Here is a 21989-nt window from a genome sequence, read left to right as displayed (position 1 = left end):
TTTTGTCTGTATTGTGTAAAGGAACTATCCTTTGTATTCTACTATTTTAGTATCACCTTCCAGGCTCACTTTAAGCAGGCCGTGTTTTGCAAGGCCTTTCATGGCAGCATCCCATTTCTTGCCACTTAGATTGGCTTGTTGTTTAAGCGCGTCCAGGGCAAGTTGTCCGGCTGCTTTTGCAAGCTCGGCAATAGCTTTTTCATCTTCGGTAAGTTCAGGACCTTTCTTCTCAGGGCGCATTTGCGGGAAGAACAATACTTCCTGAATACTTGGATTGTTGGTAAGGAACATGATTAGCCTGTCCATACCTATGCCAAGGCCTGATGTAGGGGGCATACCGTACTCAAGCGCACGTAAGAAGTCAAAGTCTATAAACTGGGCTGCTTCTACGTCGCCACGCTCGCTTAGCTTTAGCTGGGCTTCAAAACGCTCACGCTGGTCTATAGGGTCGTTTAGCTCGCTGTACGCATTAGCAATCTCCTTACCACATACCATAAGCTCAAAACGCTCTGTAAGCTCGGGGTTTTCACGATGTTTTTTACACAGCGGGCTCATCTCGATAGGATAGTCTGTAATAAACGTAGGCTGAATAAAGTTACCCTCGCATTTTTCGCCAAATATCTCGTCGATGAGCTTGCCTTTACCCATAGTTTCGTCTACGGCGATACCCATACCTCGCGCTGCTTCAAACAATTCAGCCTCGGTTTTTCCTGTAATGTCAAATCCTGTGAATTGCTTAATCGCATCGGTCATGCTGATGCGTGCATAGGGCGCTTTAAAGTTTACTTTATGTTCGCCAAAGGTAGCCTCGGTAGTACCGTTAACCGCAAGTGCACAGTACTCCAGCAGGTTCTCGGTAAACTCCATCATCCAGTTGTAGTCTTTGTAGGCTACATATATTTCCATGGCCGTAAACTCGGGGTTATGGGTGCGGTCCATACCCTCGTTACGGAAGTTTTTACTAAACTCATACACACCATCAAAGCCACCTACAATTAGGCGTTTCAGGTACAACTCGTTAGCGATACGCATATACAGCGGAATATCAAGTGAGTTGTGGTGTGTTATAAACGGCCTTGCGCTGGCACCACCCGGTATAGGTTGTAGTACCGGTGTTTCTACTTCAAAGTAGCCTTTGTCGTTAAAAAAGCTGCGCATGGCATTAAACAGCTTGGTACGCTTAACAAATACCTCTTTAACATGAGGGTTAACCACAAGGTCTACATAACGCTGGCGGTAACGTAGTTCCGGGTCTGTAAAACCATCGTAAGTATTGCCATCGGCATCTGTTTTTGGTAACGGAAGGGGGCGAAGTGTTTTGCTTAGCAGTTTAAAATCGGTTACCCAAACTGATTTTTCTCCCACCTGTGTGGTAAAAAGTTTACCCTCAACGCCTACAAAGTCGCCCAGGTCAATCAGTTTTTTAAACAGGTCGTTATATTTTGATTTGTCCTCTCCGGGGCAAATTTCGTCTCGGTTTACATAAATCTGTATACGGCCTTCGCTGTCCTGAAGCTCTGCGAATGAGGCTTTACCCTGTATGCGCATACTCATTATACGGCCGGCCAGTACCACCTTCTTGCCTTCAGAAAAATCTTCCTTAACCTGTTTACTGGTAGTGTCTACCGGAAAAAGGTTGGCGGGATATGGTTCTATGCCGAGGTTTCTCAGCGTGTCCAGTTTTTCTCTGCGGATAATTTCCTGTTCTGAAAGCTGCATGGTGTAAAAATATTAATGTTTTTAAGGCTGCAAAGATAATGATTGTTAATGAATATGTGCAGATTAGTAAGTTGGAGATTTAGGCTATAATTTTTGATGCTTCCCCCTGTATCCATACACATCCTGCCAGGCGCATTCCTATTTCTAAATCTGTTATGCGCATATTTTGTAAGTTGGCAAAAACATCAATAGTAAATATGTCTTCTTTTTCATCATTAATCATTTTAATGGTAAGGATATAGCCGTGTATGAGTTCATTCACAGTATGAGTTTCAAAATGTATTAGTTTCCCAATAAAGTCATAAAAACACAGGTCTCCGGCTTCTTTATTTGGAATCAGTGCTGCAAAATCTTCGCTAAACTTCATTCCGTTTACTTCAAAGGGCTCGCTTTTATCAATGACAAGAGCAAGTGCAGATATTTTTACTTCCAGCCTCTGCCCACTTTGGTAAAGAGATTCGTTTATGGCATAATCTGAGGCATAAAAACTCAGTGCGAATGTATCCTGTGCTTCTCCTTCAACCTCTGCTTCAATAGCGGCATCCCACTTTGTTAATTTATGTGGGGTAAACTGTATTACAGATTCTGTTTTAAAATAAGGGAAAACACTTGCTACAAAATTTTTGCGATGATAAGAGCTAATAATGTAGATAACCCTTTGCATTACCCTATTTGAACCATTTTGACATACTTTATATACCGGATTTTCTTCAACCGGAGTTTGCTGTAGTGCTTTGTCAACCATCTCGTTTAAAAATGCTCCATGGTTTTTATTTTCCATGTTTTCAAACCCATAAAGTGATGCGTTGGGTAAAAATAGATTTTTTTTAGGGTGGTTCGTAATAATCAATTCGCCGTTGTAAGACGCAGATTCGGTATTGGCTTTAGAGTTTTTCTTTCTGAAGAAATCAAATATTCCCATATTGATTTTGTTGGTATTAGGTTTATAACAGCAAATATAGCCGAATTGTTCGTAAATTTGTAGTGTAAAACAATAGGCTGTATACCATGAACAAGAAAATATTTGTGCAGGATTTAGGTGAAAGGGATTATAAGGATACGTGGGAATACCAGGAGCAGCTTTTCCAGAAAACACTTGATTTAAAAATAGCAAACCGCAGGGAGGGAACGGATACCGAAACGCCAAATCATTTTCTTTTTGTAGAACATCCACACGTGTATACGCTGGGTAAAAGCGGTGATTTTGCCAACTTGCTTATTAATGAAAAACAGCTTGAAGAAAGAGGTGCCACCTATTACAAAGTAAACAGGGGAGGGGATATTACGTACCACGGCCCCGGGCAAATTGTAGGCTACCCTATACTTGATTTAGAAAACTTTTTTACTGATATACACAAATACCTTCGCCTTATGGAGGAAACCATGATTATGGTGTTAGCAGACTACGGCCTTAACGGCGTACGTAGCGATGGTGAAACAGGTGTGTGGCTGGATGTGGGTACACCCTTTGCGCGTAAAATATGCGCTATGGGGGTAAGGGCGTCGCGCTGGGTAACCATGCATGGCTTTGCACTGAATGTTAATGCTAATCTGGGTTATTTTGATAATATCATTCCTTGTGGTATAAGAGGAAAAGCCGTTACATCATTACACGCCGAGCTTAACAGGCATATAGATGAAAGGGAAGTAAAAGAAAAAATACTAAAGTATTTTTCGCAACTTTTTGAAGCCGAGATGATCATCGACACAGCAACAGTACAGGTGCAATAGTTTATGTACTACCCGAAATCCATTTCAAGCTGTGTAGGCAGTAGCTGAAACGACATGCGATGGTATTTCGTCGGGCCATATTTTCGTATGGCTTCCCGGTGCTCTTTGGTTGGGTAGCCTTTATTTTGTTTCCAGTTATACATAGGGAACTCTTCGTGTATGCGTTCCATATATTCATCACGGTACGTTTTTGCCAGTACAGATGCTGCCGCTATGCTCAGGTATTTTCCATCCCCTTTAATAATACAACTGTGCGGTATGCCTTCCACGGGTTTAAAGCGGTTTCCATCTACAATAATATATTCCGGTTTTGGGGTAAGCTCGGTTATGCATTGCTGCATGGCGCGTATAGATGCGTTTAGTATGTTTATCTCGTCAATTACTACGGGGTCTAAGTGAACAACTTTATAGCAAATGGTCATTTCTTCGATTAAAGGCCTTAGTTTAAACCGTGTTTTTTCGCTAAGTTGTTTAGAATCGTTTAATAAATCCAGCGAAAAATCCTCGCGTAAAATTACTGCGGCAGCGGTAACGGGGCCTGCCAGGCATCCGCGTCCGGCTTCGTCAGTCCCTGTTTCTATTTGAAAGTTGGAGTATTTCGGCAGTAGCATAGTGTTTGTTTTAATGCAAAAGTATTAAAGAAATAGTGTTGTATTTGTAACATACTATAGTTAAAGTTTAATTTATTGTGAAGTAATCACTTATTATTCCTATTTTTGCTAATCTGAAGTTTTTTCTTGGGATAATATATTTGAAACTATTAACTAAATTATACAATTACCAGAATCATGAAAAAAAATACTGTGAAGGGGGTATTTCTTTTTGGGATGTTAGTTTTTGCGGTTACCGTAAACGCGCAATCTAAGCCTAAAAACAAATATACCTTACTAACAGCCCGTGAGCAGGATTCACTCTCGGCTGCTTATGCTAAGGCGAGTAAAGAACAGAAGCAGCAAGCCGAGGAATTGGCGAAAATTAAAGGATGGCCTCTAACTAAAAAAGGTGAAGATGGCTCATTTAGCGAGCTAATGAAGCTTGATGATTTCGGTCAGCCGATTTACTATACTACATCTAATGCTGGTGCAGCAATTACTGCACGTGCTAACAGAGTATACCCTAATGGAGGTGCTGGCCTCGCTCTAACAGGTGCCGGTATTACTGCCGGTATATGGGACGGCGGGCAGGTGCTTGCCAGTCACACTACTTTCTCAACAGGTAGGGTTCAAGTAATGGACTCAGATATGCCTGTGGCTTTGCATCCTACGCACGTAGCAGGTACTATTGTAGGTAACGGAGGGGCTGTAGCTACTGCCAGGGGTATAGCTTACCAAGGAAATCTCCTAGGGTTTAACTGGAATTCTGACATCGCAGAAATGACGAGCGTTGCAGATCAGATTGTAGCATCAAACCATTCGTATGGTTTGGATGCAGACGGTAGTACGCCAGCTTATTTGTTTGGTAAATACGATAATGATGCAAGAAATGCGGATAATGTAGCCTTTAACTTTCCTTACTACCAGATTTGCGTTGCGGCAGGTAATGATAGGGGAAGTGCGGTAAACTCTACTAAATATGGTTACGATCTTCTTTCGCAAATGGGTGTTGCTAAAAATACCCTAACTGTTGCGGCCATCAACGAGGTTAGAAACTACGCGGCAATAAGCCCAAGCGATGTAAGGGTGGCTTCGTTTTCTAATTATGGGCCTACCGATGATTTTAGGATTAAGCCAAATATTGCCACTAAAGGTGTAAATGTATATTCTTCGGGCAATGCTAATAACTTTTCGTTTGTTACAGAGAGTGGTACTTCTATGGCTACGCCAGGTATCACTGGTGTAATAATGCTGCTTCAACAGCATTTTTCTAACCTGCATCCGGTTGCTAACGAGGGCGATTTGCCTAACTACATGACTTCGGCAAGTGTAAGGGGGCTTCTCCAGCACACAGCAGATGAAATCGGTACAGAAGAAGGCCCGGACGCTATGACGGGTTGGGGCTTGGTTAATACAGAAGCTGCTGCTGCTGTGCTTACAGCTAAAAATGCTGACGAAGGTAAAGTTGTTTTTGAAGAAAGGACACTTAACCAGGGCGAAACTTATACAGTGCGTGTATTAGCAAGTTCTGCTGCAAAAATTTCTGCGTCTATTTCATGGACAGATCCTGCTGGTAATACAGCGAACAACACTACGGATTCTTCTTCTGCTGCACTGGTTAATAATCTTGATATAAAAGTAACAGACGCCGCTAATACCGTATTTCTTCCGTGGAAGCTTAATGCTTCGTTTTCTAATTCATACATTACAGTTGGAGAAAACAATGTAGATAATTTTGAAAAAGTAGATGTTGCAGAGGCTTCTGGTTGGTATACCGTTACCGTAAGCCATAAAGGTACACTGAGAAATAATCAACAGGCTTATACGCTTATAGTTACTGGTATAGACAGCACGGGTGGGTTAGAAGATGTTGCTGAGAACTCTTTAATGGTATGGCCTAACCCGTCTAACGGATTTGTGAATGTTCAGCTTTCTGGTGCTGCATTTGCTTCAGATGCCTATATTAAGGTATACGATATTCAGGGCAGGCAGGTTTTGGCTAGAAAAGCAAGCGGAACTTTAGAAAAGATAAATACAGAAAACTTTAGTTCTGGCGTGTATTTTCTTAAGTTAACAAGCGGTGGAAAGCAACAGGTGCAAAAGTTTATTGTTAAATAAGTAAAATAATTGCATCAAATACGCAACCTTGTTTAAATAATCACATCTTACCTATATTATGTAAAGCATCAGCCCCTTCGGGCTGATGTTTTTTTTAAAAATATACAAATATGGGGTGGATAGATGCAAATCTGTTGTGGAATTATTGCTTACATTAAAAAAAAACGAGCTTTTAGTCAAGGAATATGCAATGTTAAAAGTTTGTTATATAAAAATAAATTAATAGATTTGCAGCTTAACTAACTCAAATTAATTTAAATATGAAGTCAAAGTTTACTTGGATTTTTACGCTTCTTTTGGCGTTTTTTATTCAGTTTTCCTTTGCTCAGAAGCGTACTGTAACGGGGGTTATCTCTGATGCTAACGGAGCACTTCCGTTAACTACCGTTAAAGTAGTAGGTGCGCAAAAGGGTATTGAAGCTGATATGGATGGTAGGTATGCTATAGAAGTTACTGCCGGTGATAAGCTGGAGTTTTCTTATACCGGTTACGAAACGCAGATAATTCCTGTAGGTAGCCAAAATACCATCAATGTTACGTTGAAAGCTGCCGTAACTACTCTGACAGACGTTGTTGTGGATAGTTACAGGGCTCAGGCTAAACCGAAATCAGCAAATGCTGTTGCGGTTGTAACTTCTAAGACTATTGAAGGACGTCCTAACGCGTCATTTGTTCAAACGTTACAAGGTCAGATTCCTGGTCTTAGTATTTCTTCTGGTTCAGGTCAGCCAGGTTCAAACAACACTACTGTAATACTTAGGGGTGCAGGCTCTATCAATGGTAACATTGAGCCGCTTTACGTTATAGATGGTGTGCCTCAAAACTCAGATAACTTCAGGAGTATCAACCCTGGTGATATTGAGTCGGTTTCTGTTCTTAAAGATGCTGGTGCTACAGCGATTTATGGTAACAGGGGTGCAAATGGTGTTATTGTTGTAAAAACAAAAAGAGCATCTTATGATTCAAGCTTAAATATTAAGTATATTGGTCAAACAGGTTTCTCTGAAATGCAGAGTAACAGGTATCACTTAATGAACAGCCAGCAGTTGCTTACGCTTCAAAGAACCTATGATTCAGGCGGTCGCGGTGTTGGTAAGTCAGATGATGAAATTGCTGCCTATCGTACATACAAATGGACTGACTATTTTTACAGAACAGGTGTTTCTCATAACCATCAGTTAAGCCTTAGTGCAGGTAGTAAAAATCTTACTTCTTACACCTCTCTTGGTTTTAATGATACTGAAGGTATACTAAAAGGTAGTGATCTAAAAAGGTTTAACTTTAGGAGTAACCTTTCAGGTAAAAGTAACGACGATAAGTTTAATTACTCAACAGTGTTTACTGCTAACTTCTCAAGGTCGAACCTTGTTTCGAGCCTTGGTACAGGTGGTGTAAACCAAAACTACGTTTTGGGCGCTATTCAGGCGGTTCCATATCTTTATCCTGAGTACGTAGCGAATCCAGGTACTGATAACCTTACAAGGGGATATCCTGGGTCTCAATGGCTTTTTGAAAAAGGAGCAAACCTTGAGTATACTCCTTGGTATCTTCAGGATAAGCTAAACGGATTTAAAAACTTCTCAGAGGAGGTTAAAGGTATTGGTCAGCTGCAAGCTAGCTACAAAATTACTCCAGACCTTGTTGCCGCAACACAGTTTGGTATAGACTATACACAAATCAATAGTTACAACAGAACGGCTCCTGATAGCTTTAACGGGCTTTATTTCAGGAATACTGATGAGAACCAGGAATTTGGTGGTTCTATGTCAGAATCATTTAGCCGTAGTGTTGCAATGACAACAACAACAAGCTTAAGCTACAGCAAGACTTTTGCAGAAAAGCACAGCATCGACGCGGGTATTTATACTGAATACCTTAGGGCTAACGGTAAGTCATTTGGGTATACTCAAAATGGTCTGGATCCGATTTTCTATGCAGATGGCGCTACAAACGGTTGGATTCCTTACCAATCATCTAATAACTTCTATGTTCCGGATGCTTCTGCTAGTAAGTCAACAGCAGGTCTGTTCTCTTACTTTGCTACTGCGGATTATGATTACGACAGTAAGTATGGTTTGTCTGGTACAGTAAGGAGAGATGCTTCTTACAGGTTTGCTGGTGATTATCGTTGGGGTACTTTCTGGTCTATTTCTGGTCGTTGGAATATCGACAGGGAAAAGTTCATGGAAGGTTCTAAATTTACTATGCTTAAGCTAAGAGCTTCTTACGGTACTACAGGTAACCAGGATGTACTTTCTACAGGTGTATTTGGTGCTGGTACACTTCCAAGGCCTCAGTACGGTATAAGTTCTGGTTACAATAACGGTATTGGTTACAACCTAACCCAACTACCTAAAGATGACCTTCGTTGGGAAATTGTTACGCAAACAAACATCGGTACAGATTTTGAAGTATTTAATAAAAAACTACGCGGTACTATAGATGTATACAAAAAGGTAACTTCAGATCTTTTCCAGCCTGTACAAATCAGTGCTGTAAACGGTACAAGCAGCATTTATGCTAACTTCGGTTCTTTGAGTAACAAGGGTGTTGAATTGAAACTTGATTACGATGTAATCTCAACAAAAGACGCTCGTTTAACAGTAAACTTTAACGGATCTTACAACAAAAACAAAATTATTGACCTGCCATCTGTAACAGGTACAAACTGGGATGGTTCGTCATTAAATGGTCTGCGCGAAGGTGGTCCTCTATATGAATATTATGTAACTCGTTATGCCGGAGTTAACCCTGCAAACGGTAATCTTTTGTTCTACAAGAAAGACGGTACTATAACTGAAAACCCACTTCAAAGTGACAGGGTATGGACCAATAAGTCCCTTTATCCTAAATATCAGGGTGGTTTTGGTTTAGATGGAGAGTACAAAGGTATATTTGCTACTGCAATGTTTACATATGTGCTTAAATCTTACAGATTTGACCAGGATTATTCTAGCCTTATGGATCCGACAGATCTTGACTTGTTTAACAAATCTCAAGATCTACTTAACTACTGGACCCCAGATAACAGGGTAACCGATGTTCCCGCTCTTTACGCTACAAACGCTTCTTTAGGGAACTTCTCAGACAGGTTCCTTGTAGATGCTTCTTATGTAAGGTTACGTTATATAACTGTAGGTTATAACTTTAAGAAAACACTTCTTGAGGGTACACCTTTCTCAACTGTAAGGGTTTACGGTCAGGCCGAAAACCTTGCTACTTGGAGTAAGTGGAGAGGATTTGACGCAGAAAGTAACCGTGCTGGTGACTTTGCTCAGTATCCTACACCGAAAATCTTTACTTTTGGTTTAGAGGTTCAATTTTAATTAAAAAATTACTATGAAATATAATAAATTATTTGTTTACGGTTTAGCTTCAGTTAGTGCTGTTGGCTTGTCTTCTTGCGAGGACGCTTACAATATCCGTCAGGCAGGTGAAAAGAATAATGCTAACGAAGTATACAATACTATCGTTGACTTTGAGCGTGGACTTAACGGTGTATACGAACTGATTTCCACTGAAAAAACCATTGAATTTACTGCTATATTTACAGACGAGGTAGCTATAGGTGTTAATAACGGTGGCCAGGGTCTTGGTGATGGACAGTACCAGTTTCAGTTAACATCCGGTAGTGATGCAGCTGCTTCAATTTGGCAGTCAAACTACATCATGATTAACTTTGCCAACCGTCTTATGGCTCAAAGGGATAGGGTAAAAGCTAATATCGATGCTAAATATGCGGATTATACAGAAGAAGATACAGTAAAATGGGGCGAATATCAAAGTGAATTACAGAGGCTAAATGATGTAATGGCGCAGCTTTATGCAATAAGGGCATTTGGTCACTTCCAGTTACTGTCATGGTTCTCTACAGACCCTTCGAACCCAGATGCACTTGGGGTTATGAAGCTTGACTTCTTCCCTGAGTTTAACGATTACAGCACATTCCTTCCAAGGGTTAAAAACAGCGAAATTTACACGCTTATAGATTCAGATCTTGAAAAAGCAACAACTTTTTTTGCTGATGGTGCGGGAACTACAGATGTAACCAGGGTGAGTCCTAACTTTATCACTGCCTTAAAAGCAAGGATGGCTTTATATCGTAAAGACTACACTACGGCTGCTTCACTTTCTCAGTCGTTAATTGGCAACTATTCTAGTGCTCTGCAAAAAACAGCGGATGCTTACAGCCAGATTGTTACAGATGCTTCTGCAAATGAATCAATATTCAGGTTAGCTCGTGTACTAGGTGATTTCCAGATAGGGTCATATTGGGCATCAGCAAGAAGTTCATTATCTGGTTCTCCGTTCTTTGAAGTAAGCAGGTCTTTATACGATGCATTTAAAGAAACCCCTTCAGATATTCGTGCTGCGGGTGAAAACCTAATCGATGCTTCATCTATCGTTTCAGACAATCCTGATGGCGAGGCCGATTATGTTAATTCAGATATACTTGTTATTAACAGGTACCCAGGTAGTTCAGCGCAGGACGACCCGTTGTTAAATGATATTAAGGTGTTCTCTATGGGAGAAATGTATCTTATCCGTGCGGAAGCGCTTGCTAACCTTGGCCAGCTAAATGGTGTTAGTAACAGTAACGTTAACAAGACTACTGTTCAGGATGTTATGAGGTCTTTACGCAGAGCTCGTTTTGCACAGGCTTCTTACGCTAACAGAGCTTACACTGATATTACAGATGCACTTTCTGATATACAGGATGAGCGTCGTAAGGAACTTGCTTTTGCAGGCCACCGTTACCTTGATATTAAGCGTCTTGGCCCTGTAACAGGAAAGTCTGTAGATAGGTACTATCGTGATTGCCAGCCTTACAGTGCGTGTGATCTTTCTGCTACTAGCTATAAGTTTACATTACCAATTCCTAACACTGAAATTACGGCTAACCCTTCAATACGTGGTCAGCAAAACCCTAATTACTAAAAAATTGTTGGTATGAAAAATAATGTTATTAAATTAATTGGTGCTTTTTCTGTTGCCGCATTGTTTGCAAGTTGTTCACCAGACACTGTGGTATACGACGTTACCGGTGGGCAGTCGTTAGTGGGGTTCAATGAAAAGGTACAGGAATTTTATGTCTACACTGCTGCAGAAATGCCACAGGGGTATGATAATACAATCAATATTACAGTTGGTTCTTCTGTTAAATCAAATAAAGACAGAGCCTATGTAGTAAAGCTTAATGAAGAGTTTACAACAGCAGATCCTTCAATGTACACTGTTGAAACTACCTCTTTTGTAATCCCTGCAGGTCAGTTTGCAGCTACCATTAAGATTAAAGGTTACTACGATGCGCTACCTTCTGATTTTAGTTCTCGTATTTTATCTTATGACCTTTTGTCGGTTGAGGATTCAGACGTCAATAACGAGGATAAAATGACTACTGCTGTAGCTATTCAGCGTGGTTGTGTGCGTACTGTAGCAGATAGCTACACTGCGACAACTAATGTTGGTGGTGCTCCGTACGAGGTAGTTCTTACTCCTGTTAAAAATGTACCGAATACCTGGACTACAGATAACCTTTGGGGAGAATACGTTGCTGCTGCCACTGGAAACAACAACTACCTTGGCCAATATCCTTTCCCGGCAAGGCTTAGGGTAAACTGTAACAACACGGTTAGTGTGCGTGGTACAGCTACCTATGGTGGAGCAAGTCCCGCTGGTGGCGAGTACAGGCCATCTGACAAATACATCAGAGCTGTATTTAACAATACACTTTTCACAGGTTCTGGCGCAACAGCAACTGTTGAGCTAAACCCTAACTAATAGATATTAGTTATTTACTATATAAGCTGCCTCTTTGTGAGGCAGCTTTTTTTTTGACTCATTTTAAAGTTTTGTATTGATATTAAAAAAGTATCTTTGCCGTTATATTGTCCATAAACAATTGTATGCTAAAGAAAATATTTTTTATCTCCATATTACTTATTACAGCATTGTCTTTCGCCCAAGGGAAAAAGGGTGGGATGGCATTGAAAAGAGATGTGTCTAAATCCGGAAAAACTGATTCAAGGGACGAAGCAGGGAAGAGTGCTGCTGATACCATTGCTACCATAGATATGTATAAAATCATTTCATTAGAAAATGATACAACCTATGTAGACACTACCCTGTCTATAAAAAGAGAGTATTTATCTAATTATCTTCGAAAGGATAATTTTGGGCTTTTGCCTTTAGCTAACGATGGTCAGGCGTATAATGTGCTGGATTTCGGTTTGGTAGGTTATAATCCGTTTCCTGAATTTGGGTTTAAGGCGAAGCATTTTGCATATATGCAGCCCGAAGATATACATTACTATAATGTAGCCACCCCGTATACAGACCTTATGTATAGGTCTACACAGTCGCAAGGACAAATACTAGATGCGTTTGTAACGGTTAACACATCTGAAAATTTAAATTTTTTCGCAGGTTACAAAGGGCTTAAATCCATAGGTAAATATATAAACGCTATTTCCAGTAACGGTAATTTCCGTATAGGGGGCAGCTACAATACTACTAACAGGCGTTATCTGTTACGTTTCCATTTTACAGGGCAGGACTTTTCTAACGAGGAAAATGGCGGTATAGTAAGCACGGCTAATTTTGAAAGCGGCGATGCCGTTTATACACAGCGCGAACGACTCGATGTTTATTTCAAAGATGCTAAATCATTACTGAAGGGTAACCGCTACTTTTTTGACCATTCGTTCAGGCTGAGTAAAAGTAATCCCAACAGCGTTGTAATTCATCACCAGTTTAATTACGAGAACAAGTTCTTTCAGTTTACCCAGCCCACATTAAGCCAAAGGTTTGGCGATGCATACACTACATCTATTCATAATAAAACGCGCTACAACCGCATGTATAATCTCCTAGGAGCCGCCTATGCCACCGAAAAGTTAGGTAGTGTAGAGTTTTACCTGGAAGATTACAACTATAACTACTATTATCGTTCGGTAATATTGGCTAATGACTTTTCGGTTCGCGTGCCAAATGCGGTTAACGACCGCATAGACACGTATGGAGCACGTTACACGTATCATAAATATAAATGGTACGGTACCGCTACAATCTCAAACAGTATTACAAACCAGTCGCTATCTAACATAGACCTTAAAGCTTCGTATAAATACAACGAATCTACCTCGATTTCTTTTCGTTACCAGAAGATGAATAAGCTTCCGGATCTTAATTACCAATTGTATCAAAGCGATTATAAGGCGTACAACTGGTCTAACAACTTTAAGAACGAGAAAGTAAATAGCTTTGAGTTTGAAGGAAAAACGAAGTGGCTAGACGCTTCTCTTCAGTATACAATACTTAACGACCACCTATATTTTGCAAACACTGCAACGGCAAGTGCCGAAATGGATACACTATATGTAAAACCGTTCCAGTATGGCAAAACAATAAATTATCTATCGTTAAAAGCGCACAACAATATTTCATTTGGCCGATTCGGATTGGACAATACTGTTTTGTATCAAAACGTACAACAGTCAGACAATATCCTCAATGTACCTGCACTTGTTACAAGAAACTCTTTTTATTACACAGACCGGTGGTTTAAAAAGGCGTTACAGATACAAACAGGTATAACCTTTCAGTACTTTACAAAGTACTATGGAAACGACTATAATCCGCTAATAGGGGAGTTTTACGTACAAGAAAAACGTAAGATGGGAGGTTTTCCTTTACTGGATTTTTTCCTGAATGCTAAGATTCAGGAATTTCAGTTGTTCCTTAAGGCAGAGCATTTTAATTCATCCTTTACCGGATATGATTATTATTCTGCTCCTAATTACCCGTATCGTGATTTTACCATCCGTTTTGGCGTAATATGGAATTTCTTCTCATAAATCCGGTTGTTATAAATTTAAGTATTAGCTGTATCTTTGCAGCATTATATAACTTATCATGAAATACGCTAAGAATATTCTTGAAACAATAGGCAATACGCCTTTGGTTAAAATAAATAAGCTTGCCCAGGGCATAGATGCTCTTGTTTTGGCAAAAGTAGAAACCTTTAATCCGGGTAACTCGGTTAAAGACCGTATGGCCATTAAAATGATTGAAGATGCCGAAGCAGACGGACGCCTTCAGCCTGGTGGCACCATTGTAGAGGGAACTTCGGGTAATACCGGTATGGGATTAGCTTTAGGAGCCATCATAAAGGGTTACAAGCTTATTTGCGTAATGAACGATAAGCAGAGTAAAGAAAAAATGGATATACTGCGTGCCGTAGGTGCGCGTGTGGTTGTTTGTCCTACCGATGTAGAGCCTTCAGATCCACGCTCTTATTATTCAGTGTCTAAGAGGCTTGCTGAAGAAATTCCTAACAGCTGGTATGTAAACCAATATGATAATTTAAGTAATACTGCTGCACACTACGAGCAAACCGGTCCTGAAATTTGGGAACAAACCGAAGGAAAAGTTACGCACTTCGTGGTAGGTGTAGGTACAGGTGGTACGATTTCCGGAGTGGCAAAATACCTTAAACAGCAAAACCCTAATGTGAAGATTTGGGGTGTTGATACCTATGGATCTGTATTTAAGAAATATCACGAGACCGGTATTTTCGACGAAAACGAAATCTACTCGTATGTTACAGAGGGTATCGGGGAAGATATCCTTCCTAAAAACGTAGATTTTTCCCTGATAGATGGCTTTACAAAGGTAACCGACAAGGATGCCGCTGTTTTTACAAGAAAACTGGCTCTTGAAGAAGGTATTTTTGTGGGCAACTCTGCCGGATCTGCCATGAAAGGCGTACTGCAACTAAAAGAGCACTTTAAGCCGGAAGATGTTGTGGTGGTTCTATTCCATGATAGCGGTAGCCGCTACGTAGGAAAAATATTTAATGATGAGTGGATGCGCGAGCGCGGTTTCCTTGAAGACGAGGTTACCACCGCAGCAGATCTTATTAAAGACCATTCTGATAAGCCGCTGGTTACTGTGCGTACAGAAGAGTTGGTTAGCCACGCTATAGAACGACTGCGCAAGTACAAGATTTCTCAGATTCCTGTTGTAGACATTACCGGTTTTGTGGGGTCTGTAGACGAAACGGATTTATTTAGGAGTTATGTGGAAGACAAAGACATTGCCGATAAACCTATTCGCGAAGTAATGGGCAAGCCTTATCCGGTGGTAAAAGAAGGGACATCTATAGAAGATATTTCGAAGCTGTTCTCAGACAACCAGGCAGTGTTAGTAGAACTGGCAAACGGGAAGCACCATATCATAACCAAGTACGACATTATAAGTTCAATAAAATAATTTACCTTTGAAAGAGCCTTCGGGCTCTTTTAATATTTTAAGGCATGACGTTTACGGCAATTGATTTTGAAACCGCTACAGGATTTGGGCACAGTGCCTGTGCGGTAGGCATAGTAACGGTAGAGAATGGTATTATTACAGAAGAATACCACACACTAATTCGGCCGCCCGAAAATGAGTATTGGTACCGTAATATCATGGTTCATGGTATAAAGCCTGCCGATACTCTTAGGGTACCTACATTTGATGCTTTATTCCCGGAGATACAAAAAAGGCTTTTCGGTAAAAAGATTGTGGCGCATAACGAAAGTTTCGACCGCAGTGTACTTACTAAAACCATGGCGTACTATGGTCTTTATTATGATGAACTGGAAATAGCAAACCGATGGGAGTGCACGGTAAAAATTTATAGGGCTAAGGGTTATCCTAAAGCAAATTTACAGTATTGTTGCGACCGAAATAACATTCAGCTGAACCACCACGAAGCGCTAAGTGATGCCCGCGCCTGCGCAAAATTGTATTTGTTGCATAACGGACAGGTTAAACTAGGTGTATAGAGGCGCAGATACTTCCACTTTCATAATTATGTGCACGTGTTTAAAATAGTCTGTTTAGAATAGTTCCGGTTTCGGTGTTTTCTACGGCACTATTTTTGGTGCATTATTCGTTATCTTTGAGCTAAAGTTGTTTGTAATGAATTTCAAAAAAATAAGTTTTGTATTGGTATTGTTATTGTCATTTGGCGCAAGGGCTTCTATGATCCTGGTACCTATGGACGAAACCTCACAAAAAAATCACCTCAAGGCCTACGGTATTACATACTGGGTGCTATCTAAAAATTATAAGGCCAACTGGCTGCTTAATTACCGTGGAGGTTCTTTTTTGCTACCCGATGCACAGGAAATACGAAGGGAGTGCCAAATACGCGGCGTTAGTTTTGAAGTACTTTCTGATGGTGCAGCTAACGGTATTTTAGATGAAATAAGCAGCCCTTCGCAAAACATGGAAAACGTACTGCTTGAAAAAGCTCCAAAAGTCGCTGTATACACTCCGCCGGGCAAAAAGCCTTGGGATGATGCCGTAACGCTGGTTCTTACCTACGCAGAAATACCATTTACGCCTATATATGACGAAGAGGTGCTTTCGGATGGCTTACTATTGTACGATTGGCTGCATTTGCACCACGAAGATTTCTCGGGGCAATATGGTAAGTTTTTCGGAGCGTATAGAAATGCGCCGTGGTACATTGAGCAAAAGCAGGATGCCGAAAAACTGGCGGCCAAACTTGGATTTTCTAAAGTTTCTCAGGAAAAGCTTGCTGTTGCCAAAAAAATCCGGGATTTTGTAATTGGTGGAGGCTTTATGTTTGCCATGTGTTCTGCAACAGATAGTTTTGATATTGCCCTTTCGGCAGAAGGAGTAGATATTTGCGAGCCCATGTTTGATGGCGATCCCAGCGAGGCAAACTACCAGTCGCGTATAGATTACGGAGCCACATTAGCATTTAAAGATTTTACACTGGAACGAAATCCGTTGGTATACGAGTTTTCGGATATTGATACCACAAATAAGCGAAACATATTACCCGATGTGGATTATTTTACTTTGATGGAATACTCTGCCAAATGGGATCCTATTCCGTCTATGCTGTGCCAAAACCATACCCAGCTGGTAAAAGGTTTTATGGGGCAGACTACTGCTTTTGCCGGTAATCTTGTAAAGTCTAACATTCTTGTGATGGGAGAATGCAAGCTAAATGGCGAGGCACGATATATACATGGCACAAAAGGCAAGGGCATGTTTACATTTTTTGGTGGTCACGATCCTGAAGACTATCAACATAGGGTAGGGGATGCGCCAACAGTGCTGGATTTGCACCCTAACTCTCCGGGTTATCGCCTTATTTTAAATAACGTGCTTTTCCCTGCAGCTAAGAAGAAGAAGCTTAAAACCTAATGTGCATAATGTTCTACATATAAAAAGCCCCTAAGAGGGCTTTTTTTGTATCTATAATTTAGCAAAGACTCAGGTCAGCAAGATATGATGGGCTCTCATAGGAGTAAACCTCTCGCTTTAGCATCTTTGCGGGATAATGACCGCCTACGAATAGTGGTGTACAAAATGATTCGCTATGCAAACTATTCCTTTATTAGAGAAGGTATAAATTGTGGAAATGTAAAGCAATAAAAAAAGGCTGCAAATCGCAGCCTTTAATATCGAATAACCGAATTAACAAATAATCATATAACTGATTACTTAGCAATGTTAACTGCCCTTGTTTCGCGGATAACGGTAATTTTTACCTGCCCCGGATAGGTCATTTCGGTTTGTATTTTATGTGATATTTCAAACGATAGGTTAGCAGCCATATCGTCGGTTACTTTTTCGCTTTCAACGATTACACGTAGTTCACGTCCTGCCTGTATGGCATAAGCACTCTTAACGCCCTGGAAACCGTAAGCAATATCTTCAAGGTCTTTAAGACGCTGAATGTACGAATCCAGAACCTGCCTGCGTGCGCCCGGCCTTGCACCGCTAATCGCGTCACAAACCTGTACAATAGGCGATAGCATAGATTTCATCTCTATTTCGTCGTGGTGTGCACCAATAGCGTTACATACCTCTTCTTTTTCACCGTATTTTTCAGCCCACTGCATACCCAGTAGCGCGTGCGGAAGATCGCTCTCTGCATCTGGCACCTTACCTATATCGTGTAGTAATCCGGCACGCTTGGCAAGTTTTACGTTAAGGCCAAGTTCCGCGGCCATAAGGCCACACAGTTTAGCTACCTCGCGGCTGTGCTGCAACAGGTTTTGCCCGTAAGATGAGCGGTATTTCATACGGCCCACAATCTTAATAAGTTCCGGGTGAAGCCCGTGTATACCAAGGTCTATAACCGTGCGCTTACCTACCTCTATAATTTCTTCTTCAATTTGTTTTGCAGTTTTAGCTACAACTTCTTCGATACGTGCAGGGTGTATACGTCCGTCAGTAACCAGTTTGTGTAGCGAAAGTCGTGCAACTTCCCTCCTTACAGGGTCGAAACAAGAAAGTATAATCGCTTCAGGTGTGTCGTCTACAATAATTTCTACACCTGTAGCAGCCTCAAGAGCACGTATGTTACGCCCTTCACGGCCTATGATTCGTCCTTTAACATCATCGGATTCTATGTTAAATACAGATACACAGTTTTCTACCGCTTCCTCAGTACCTACACGCTGAATGGTGTTAATGATGATCTTCTTAGCCTCCTGCTGTGCAGTAAGCTTCGCTTCTTCAATAGTATCCTGAATGTGGCTCATGGCGCTGCTCTTAGCTTCCGCCTTAAGGCTTTCCACAAGTTGGTTCTTAGCTTCCTCGGCCGATAGCCCCGAAATTACTTCAAGCTGCTCTACCTGGCTTTTGTGCAGCCTGTCTACTTCCTGTTGCTTTTTCTCTATATGCTCTAGGCGGTTGTTATAGTCTGCAACTTTGTGCTCCAGCTCGTCGCTTAGTTTTTTATTTTTTGCAAGCTCGTTAGATACCTGCGATTCTTTGTCGCGTGTGCGTTTTTCAGCCTCGGCAATTTTTTTGTCTTTAGCCAGGATTACCTGTTCGTGTTCTGCTTTAAGCTCCAGGAATTTTTCTTTAGCCTGCAGTAATTTGTCTTTCTTTAGGGTTTCGCCCTCGTTAGTTGCTTCTTTTATAAGGATTGCAGCTTCTTTTTTGGCTTCGGCCAAAATTCCGGTAGCGCTTTTCTTTTCACGTATCCTTCCCAGTGCAAGTCCTCCCAGCAGCCCCGCTGCTGCACCTATTATTATAAATAGTATCTCCATATGTTGGTTTTTGTGTATGTATATAAAAAAAGCCTACATCAGGGGTATTGTATAAACTCGAAAAGACAAGTTTTGGGCTAACCCGCTGTTCAAGGATCTGCGACAAAGGCAGCATGCTATAGTAGCGACGATTTACCCATTTTAAAGAATTGGCGTTGAGTTTATCAAATATGTACTAATGTAGGCAGTATTGTATGTATGTAAAGAACGTACTTTATTATTTAAAGGATATTACCCAGTTTATCATCCAGTAACCGAAGCCTGTTTACGGCATCGTCTATTTCCGAAGAGCGGTCTATAACGGTTTGTTCGGCCATTGCTGCAAATTGCAGCGCGCACATGGCCAGCACATCCTGTTTATCCCTTACTGCGTAGTTTTCTTCAAACTGTTTTATCATGGCATCAATTTTTTTCGAGGCTATTCTTAGTCCCTCTTCCTGTGCCGGGTCTACCGTAAGCGGATATACCCTGTCAGCAATTGATATTTTAATTTTCAGTTTATTGTCCATGACTTTTAGTCTGAAAGTTGGGCTATACAGTAATCAATCTCTCGGATCAATGAATTTATCTTGAGTTTTGTTTCCCTCTTGCTTTCGTCACTGCCCAGTAATGAATTTGCCAGCCTCAGGGTTTCATTTTGCTGTTTTAAAGCTTCAATGTCATCCGTTTGCAGCTTTAACCGCTGCATGGCTTGGGCTACCGAATGCTCCAGTTCTGTATTTGCCTTTTGCAAGTGCACTACTTTTTTCTGAAGCGAATCGAGCTTATTTTCCAGAGATTCAACTATTTTGGATAATTCACTCATATCGGTGCGTTTCACTACAATATACTACAAAGTTAATATTACTTTGATTAGAAACAACACTTTCGCGCAAAAAACAATGAAATTTTCAAAACCGCGTAGGATCAGCCCGGTTGTAAAGTTGGAACATTAACGTTATTTAAGGCATGTTTTTGTAGCTGTTTTTTTATTTTAGCCCCATGAGATTTTTTTTAGCTTTACTAACGTTTTGTACACTAACACTTTCTGCGCAAACACAATATCCGCAGGATTATTTTCGTCCGCCCATGGATATCCCGTTACATACATCGGGGACTTTTGGCGAGCTGCGCACCAATCACTTTCACGCCGGGCTTGATTACCGCACCAACCAAAAAACCGGTTTTGCCGTATATGCTTCTGCTGCTGGCTATGTATCGCGCATAAAAGTTTCTGCCTATGGCTACGGAACTTCTATTTATATAGACCATCCAAACGGATATACAACATTATATGCGCATTTACTTAAATACGCCCCTAAAATTGAGGCTTACGTGCGCAAAAAGCAATACGAGAAAAAGTCGTTTGAAATAGAGCTTTTTCCTAAGCCGGGAGAAATTGTTATAGAAAAAGGCGAAGAAATTGCCCTTTCCGGCAACAGCGGAGGTTCGGGCGGGCCCCACCTGCATTTCGAAATTAGAGATACCAAGACCGAGATGATTATAAATCCGCTGGCTTTTGGGCTCGATAAAAAAATGAAGGATACCAAGCTCCCTACCATTTACAGCGTGTTGCTCTATCCGCTTAGCGACGATGCAGTGGTCGATGGTTCCCGGTCGCCTTATCTTATAAATGTAAAGCAGCAGGCAAATGGCATCTTTGTGGCAGATACTATTAAAGCTAAAGGTGTAATAGGTTTCGGGGTAAATGCTACAGACAAATCTACCGGCAGTACACCCAATAATGGTATTTACAAAACCGAATTGTTTTATAATAACACACCGTATTTTAGTTGCGAGTTTAATACATTTGCTTTTGACGAATCACGGTACGTAAATAATTATATTGACTACGAGCGTTATTATAACACCGGACAACGATTTCAAAAGCTGTACATAAAAAGGGCATTTCCGCTGTCGCTGCTAAAGCATAATCAGGGTAATGGGCAAATAAGCCTTACACCGCAAGATACCGTAGCAAAAAAATACAGTATTGTTGTAAGCGATTTTCATGGCAACAAAGCTACCGTTACTGGGGTAATACAATATAGCGCTGAGCCTGCAAGGGTGGGTACTCCTAAGTTTGTAACCGCTTACAGGGTAATTGCCGCTAACGACAATATTTATAGTAAAAACGGCGTTTCGGTATTTGTGCCTGCCAATGCGTTCTATGATGATTTTTACATGGACTTTGAGGTAAAAGATTCCGTGCTTAGATTACACAGGCCTACAACGCCGGTACACACTTATGTTGAAGTATCGTTTGATGCAGCCGGGGTAACAAAAGAGGTAGCTGCTAAAACGTTTATAGCAGGCATAGGGGGTAAGCGCTTTAGCTATAATAATACAAGGTATGAAAACGGACGCTTTATAGCAAAGATCAAGGTTTTGGGTAGCTTTAAGCTGATGAAAGATACCACGGCGCCTACCATTTTCAGGCCTACGTTTAAAGAAGGTGCGCAGGTAAAGGCAGATACCATAGGGGTACACATTGCTGATGACCTTTCGGGCATAGCTACCTATGATGGGTTTATAAACGGCAAATGGGTGCTAATGCACTATGATTATAAAGACCGGTCTTTAAAGTATAATTTTAGCGACGGACTTACCGATGATGGCAAAAACCAATTAAAAATTGTGGTGACAGATAATGTAGGAAATTCTGCTACCTTTGAAACATATTTTTTCCGAACACAAAATACAAACCCTGTTGAGAACAATAAATAAGCTCACTACTATACTACTGCTCTTTTTTTGTTGT

16 protein-coding genes and 1 other RNA gene are annotated in these 21989 nt (G+C 40.9%); 10 read left to right on the top strand and 7 right to left on the bottom strand.

Annotated features, from left to right (window positions below; all coding sequences use genetic code 11):
- Nucleotides 1-24: 24 nt before the first annotated feature.
- Nucleotides 25-1719 (bottom strand): lysine--tRNA ligase, encoded by a 1695-nt coding sequence (gene lysS, locus ACLI08_RS10645; protein ID WP_411428472.1) that lies wholly within the window; start codon nt 1717-1719, stop codon nt 25-27.
- A gap of 79 nt (nt 1720-1798) precedes the next feature.
- Nucleotides 1799-2641 (bottom strand): hypothetical protein, encoded by an 843-nt coding sequence (locus ACLI08_RS10640; RefSeq protein WP_411428471.1) that lies wholly within the window; start codon nt 2639-2641, stop codon nt 1799-1801.
- Nucleotides 2642-2727: 86 nt separating this feature from the next.
- Here ACLI08_RS10640 and lipB point away from each other — a divergent pair, with 86 nt between their 5' ends.
- Nucleotides 2728-3450, top strand: coding sequence for a lipoyl(octanoyl) transferase LipB (lipB, locus tag ACLI08_RS10635; protein ID WP_411428470.1), 723 nt, complete (start codon nt 2728-2730; stop codon nt 3448-3450).
- A gap of 8 nt (nt 3451-3458) precedes the next feature.
- Here lipB and ACLI08_RS10630 read toward each other — a convergent pair whose 3' ends face one another.
- Nucleotides 3459-4061, bottom strand: a complete 603-nt coding sequence (locus tag ACLI08_RS10630) for a ribonuclease HII (RefSeq protein ID WP_411428469.1) — start codon at nt 4059-4061, stop codon at nt 3459-3461.
- 177 nt (nt 4062-4238) lie between these two features.
- Between ACLI08_RS10630 and ACLI08_RS10625 the strand changes: the two genes are divergently transcribed.
- From ACLI08_RS10625 to ACLI08_RS10590, 8 genes are all read left to right on the top strand, one after another.
- Nucleotides 4239-6161, top strand: coding sequence for a S8 family serine peptidase (locus tag ACLI08_RS10625; protein ID WP_411428468.1), 1923 nt, complete (start codon nt 4239-4241; stop codon nt 6159-6161).
- Between the two features lie 260 nt (nt 6162-6421).
- Complete coding sequence (locus ACLI08_RS10620) at nt 6422-9487, top strand: SusC/RagA family TonB-linked outer membrane protein (RefSeq protein ID WP_411428467.1); 3066 nt, start codon at nt 6422-6424, stop codon at nt 9485-9487.
- A gap of 13 nt (nt 9488-9500) precedes the next feature.
- Entirely contained in the window at nt 9501-11099 is a 1599-nt protein-coding gene (locus ACLI08_RS10615; protein ID WP_411428466.1) for a RagB/SusD family nutrient uptake outer membrane protein, read from the top strand.
- Between the two features lie 12 nt (nt 11100-11111).
- Nucleotides 11112-11942, top strand: a complete 831-nt coding sequence (locus tag ACLI08_RS10610; RefSeq protein WP_411428465.1) for a hypothetical protein — start codon at nt 11112-11114, stop codon at nt 11940-11942.
- A gap of 200 nt (nt 11943-12142) precedes the next feature.
- Nucleotides 12143-14017 (top strand): putative porin, encoded by a 1875-nt coding sequence (locus tag ACLI08_RS10605; RefSeq protein WP_411428464.1) that lies wholly within the window; start codon nt 12143-12145, stop codon nt 14015-14017.
- Between the two features lie 58 nt (nt 14018-14075).
- Nucleotides 14076-15434: a pyridoxal-phosphate dependent enzyme gene (locus ACLI08_RS10600; RefSeq protein WP_411428463.1), complete on the top strand. Its 1359-nt coding sequence runs from the start codon at nt 14076-14078 to the stop codon at nt 15432-15434.
- Nucleotides 15435-15478: 44 nt separating this feature from the next.
- Nucleotides 15479-15991, top strand: coding sequence for a 3'-5' exonuclease (locus ACLI08_RS10595; protein ID WP_411428462.1), 513 nt, complete (start codon nt 15479-15481; stop codon nt 15989-15991).
- 136 nt (nt 15992-16127) lie between these two features.
- Nucleotides 16128-17390: an asparagine synthetase B gene (locus ACLI08_RS10590; protein WP_411428461.1), complete on the top strand. Its 1263-nt coding sequence runs from the start codon at nt 16128-16130 to the stop codon at nt 17388-17390.
- Between the two features lie 296 nt (nt 17391-17686).
- Here the strand turns inward: ACLI08_RS10590 and rny are convergent, their stop codons facing one another.
- From rny to ACLI08_RS10570, 4 genes are all read right to left on the bottom strand, one after another.
- Nucleotides 17687-19249: a ribonuclease Y gene (rny, locus tag ACLI08_RS10585; protein WP_411428460.1), complete on the bottom strand. Its 1563-nt coding sequence runs from the start codon at nt 19247-19249 to the stop codon at nt 17687-17689.
- 53 nt (nt 19250-19302) lie between these two features.
- Nucleotides 19303-19410, bottom strand: a non-coding RNA gene (gene ssrS, locus ACLI08_RS10580) — 6S RNA.
- A 60-nt stretch (nt 19411-19470) separates the two neighbouring features.
- The gene (locus ACLI08_RS10575) at nt 19471-19758 is read right to left on the bottom strand and encodes a cell division protein ZapA (protein WP_411428459.1); all 288 of its coding nucleotides are present in this window, start codon (nt 19756-19758) and stop codon (nt 19471-19473) included.
- A 5-nt stretch (nt 19759-19763) separates the two neighbouring features.
- Nucleotides 19764-20054, bottom strand: coding sequence for a hypothetical protein (locus ACLI08_RS10570; protein ID WP_411428458.1), 291 nt, complete (start codon nt 20052-20054; stop codon nt 19764-19766).
- A gap of 176 nt (nt 20055-20230) precedes the next feature.
- Here ACLI08_RS10570 and ACLI08_RS10565 point away from each other — a divergent pair, with 176 nt between their 5' ends.
- Nucleotides 20231-21955: a peptidoglycan DD-metalloendopeptidase family protein gene (locus ACLI08_RS10565; protein ID WP_411428457.1), complete on the top strand. Its 1725-nt coding sequence runs from the start codon at nt 20231-20233 to the stop codon at nt 21953-21955.
- The last annotated feature ends 34 nt before the right edge of the window (nt 21956-21989 follow it).

Source organism: Flavobacterium sp. RNTU_13 (assembly GCF_046614455.1).
GTDB lineage: Bacteria > Bacteroidota > Bacteroidia > Flavobacteriales > Flavobacteriaceae > Flavobacterium.
Note: the sequence above shows the minus strand (reverse complement) of the source record. Positions and strands in the feature narration are given on the sequence as shown.

Excerpts from the sequence above, each read along its gene's own strand:
- ACLI08_RS10570 (WP_411428458.1), bottom strand. The coding sequence starts at position 20,054 with ATGAGTGAATTATCCAAAATAGTTGAATCTCTGGAAAATAAGCTCGAT.
- ACLI08_RS10610 (WP_411428465.1), top strand. The coding sequence starts at position 11,112 with ATGAAAAATAATGTTATTAAATTAATTGGTGCTTTTTCTGTTGCCGCA.
- ACLI08_RS10565 (WP_411428457.1), top strand. The coding sequence starts at position 20,231 with ATGAGATTTTTTTTAGCTTTACTAACGTTTTGTACACTAACACTTTCT.
- ACLI08_RS10640 (WP_411428471.1), bottom strand. The coding sequence starts at position 2,641 with ATGGGAATATTTGATTTCTTCAGAAAGAAAAACTCTAAAGCCAATACC.
- ACLI08_RS10575 (WP_411428459.1), bottom strand. The coding sequence starts at position 19,758 with ATGGACAATAAACTGAAAATTAAAATATCAATTGCTGACAGGGTATAT.
- ACLI08_RS10615 (WP_411428466.1), top strand. The coding sequence starts at position 9,501 with ATGAAATATAATAAATTATTTGTTTACGGTTTAGCTTCAGTTAGTGCT.
- ACLI08_RS10625 (WP_411428468.1), top strand. The coding sequence starts at position 4,239 with ATGAAAAAAAATACTGTGAAGGGGGTATTTCTTTTTGGGATGTTAGTT.
- ACLI08_RS10630 (WP_411428469.1), bottom strand. The coding sequence starts at position 4,061 with ATGCTACTGCCGAAATACTCCAACTTTCAAATAGAAACAGGGACTGAC.
- ACLI08_RS10620 (WP_411428467.1), top strand. The coding sequence starts at position 6,422 with ATGAAGTCAAAGTTTACTTGGATTTTTACGCTTCTTTTGGCGTTTTTT.
- ACLI08_RS10590 (WP_411428461.1), top strand. The coding sequence starts at position 16,128 with ATGAATTTCAAAAAAATAAGTTTTGTATTGGTATTGTTATTGTCATTT.
- ACLI08_RS10600 (WP_411428463.1), top strand. The coding sequence starts at position 14,076 with ATGAAATACGCTAAGAATATTCTTGAAACAATAGGCAATACGCCTTTG.
- ACLI08_RS10605 (WP_411428464.1), top strand. The coding sequence starts at position 12,143 with ATGGCATTGAAAAGAGATGTGTCTAAATCCGGAAAAACTGATTCAAGG.
- ACLI08_RS10595 (WP_411428462.1), top strand. The coding sequence starts at position 15,479 with ATGACGTTTACGGCAATTGATTTTGAAACCGCTACAGGATTTGGGCAC.
- lipB (WP_411428470.1), top strand. The coding sequence starts at position 2,728 with ATGAACAAGAAAATATTTGTGCAGGATTTAGGTGAAAGGGATTATAAG.
- rny (WP_411428460.1), bottom strand. The coding sequence starts at position 19,249 with ATGGAGATACTATTTATAATAATAGGTGCAGCAGCGGGGCTGCTGGGA.
- lysS (WP_411428472.1), bottom strand. The coding sequence starts at position 1,719 with ATGCAGCTTTCAGAACAGGAAATTATCCGCAGAGAAAAACTGGACACG.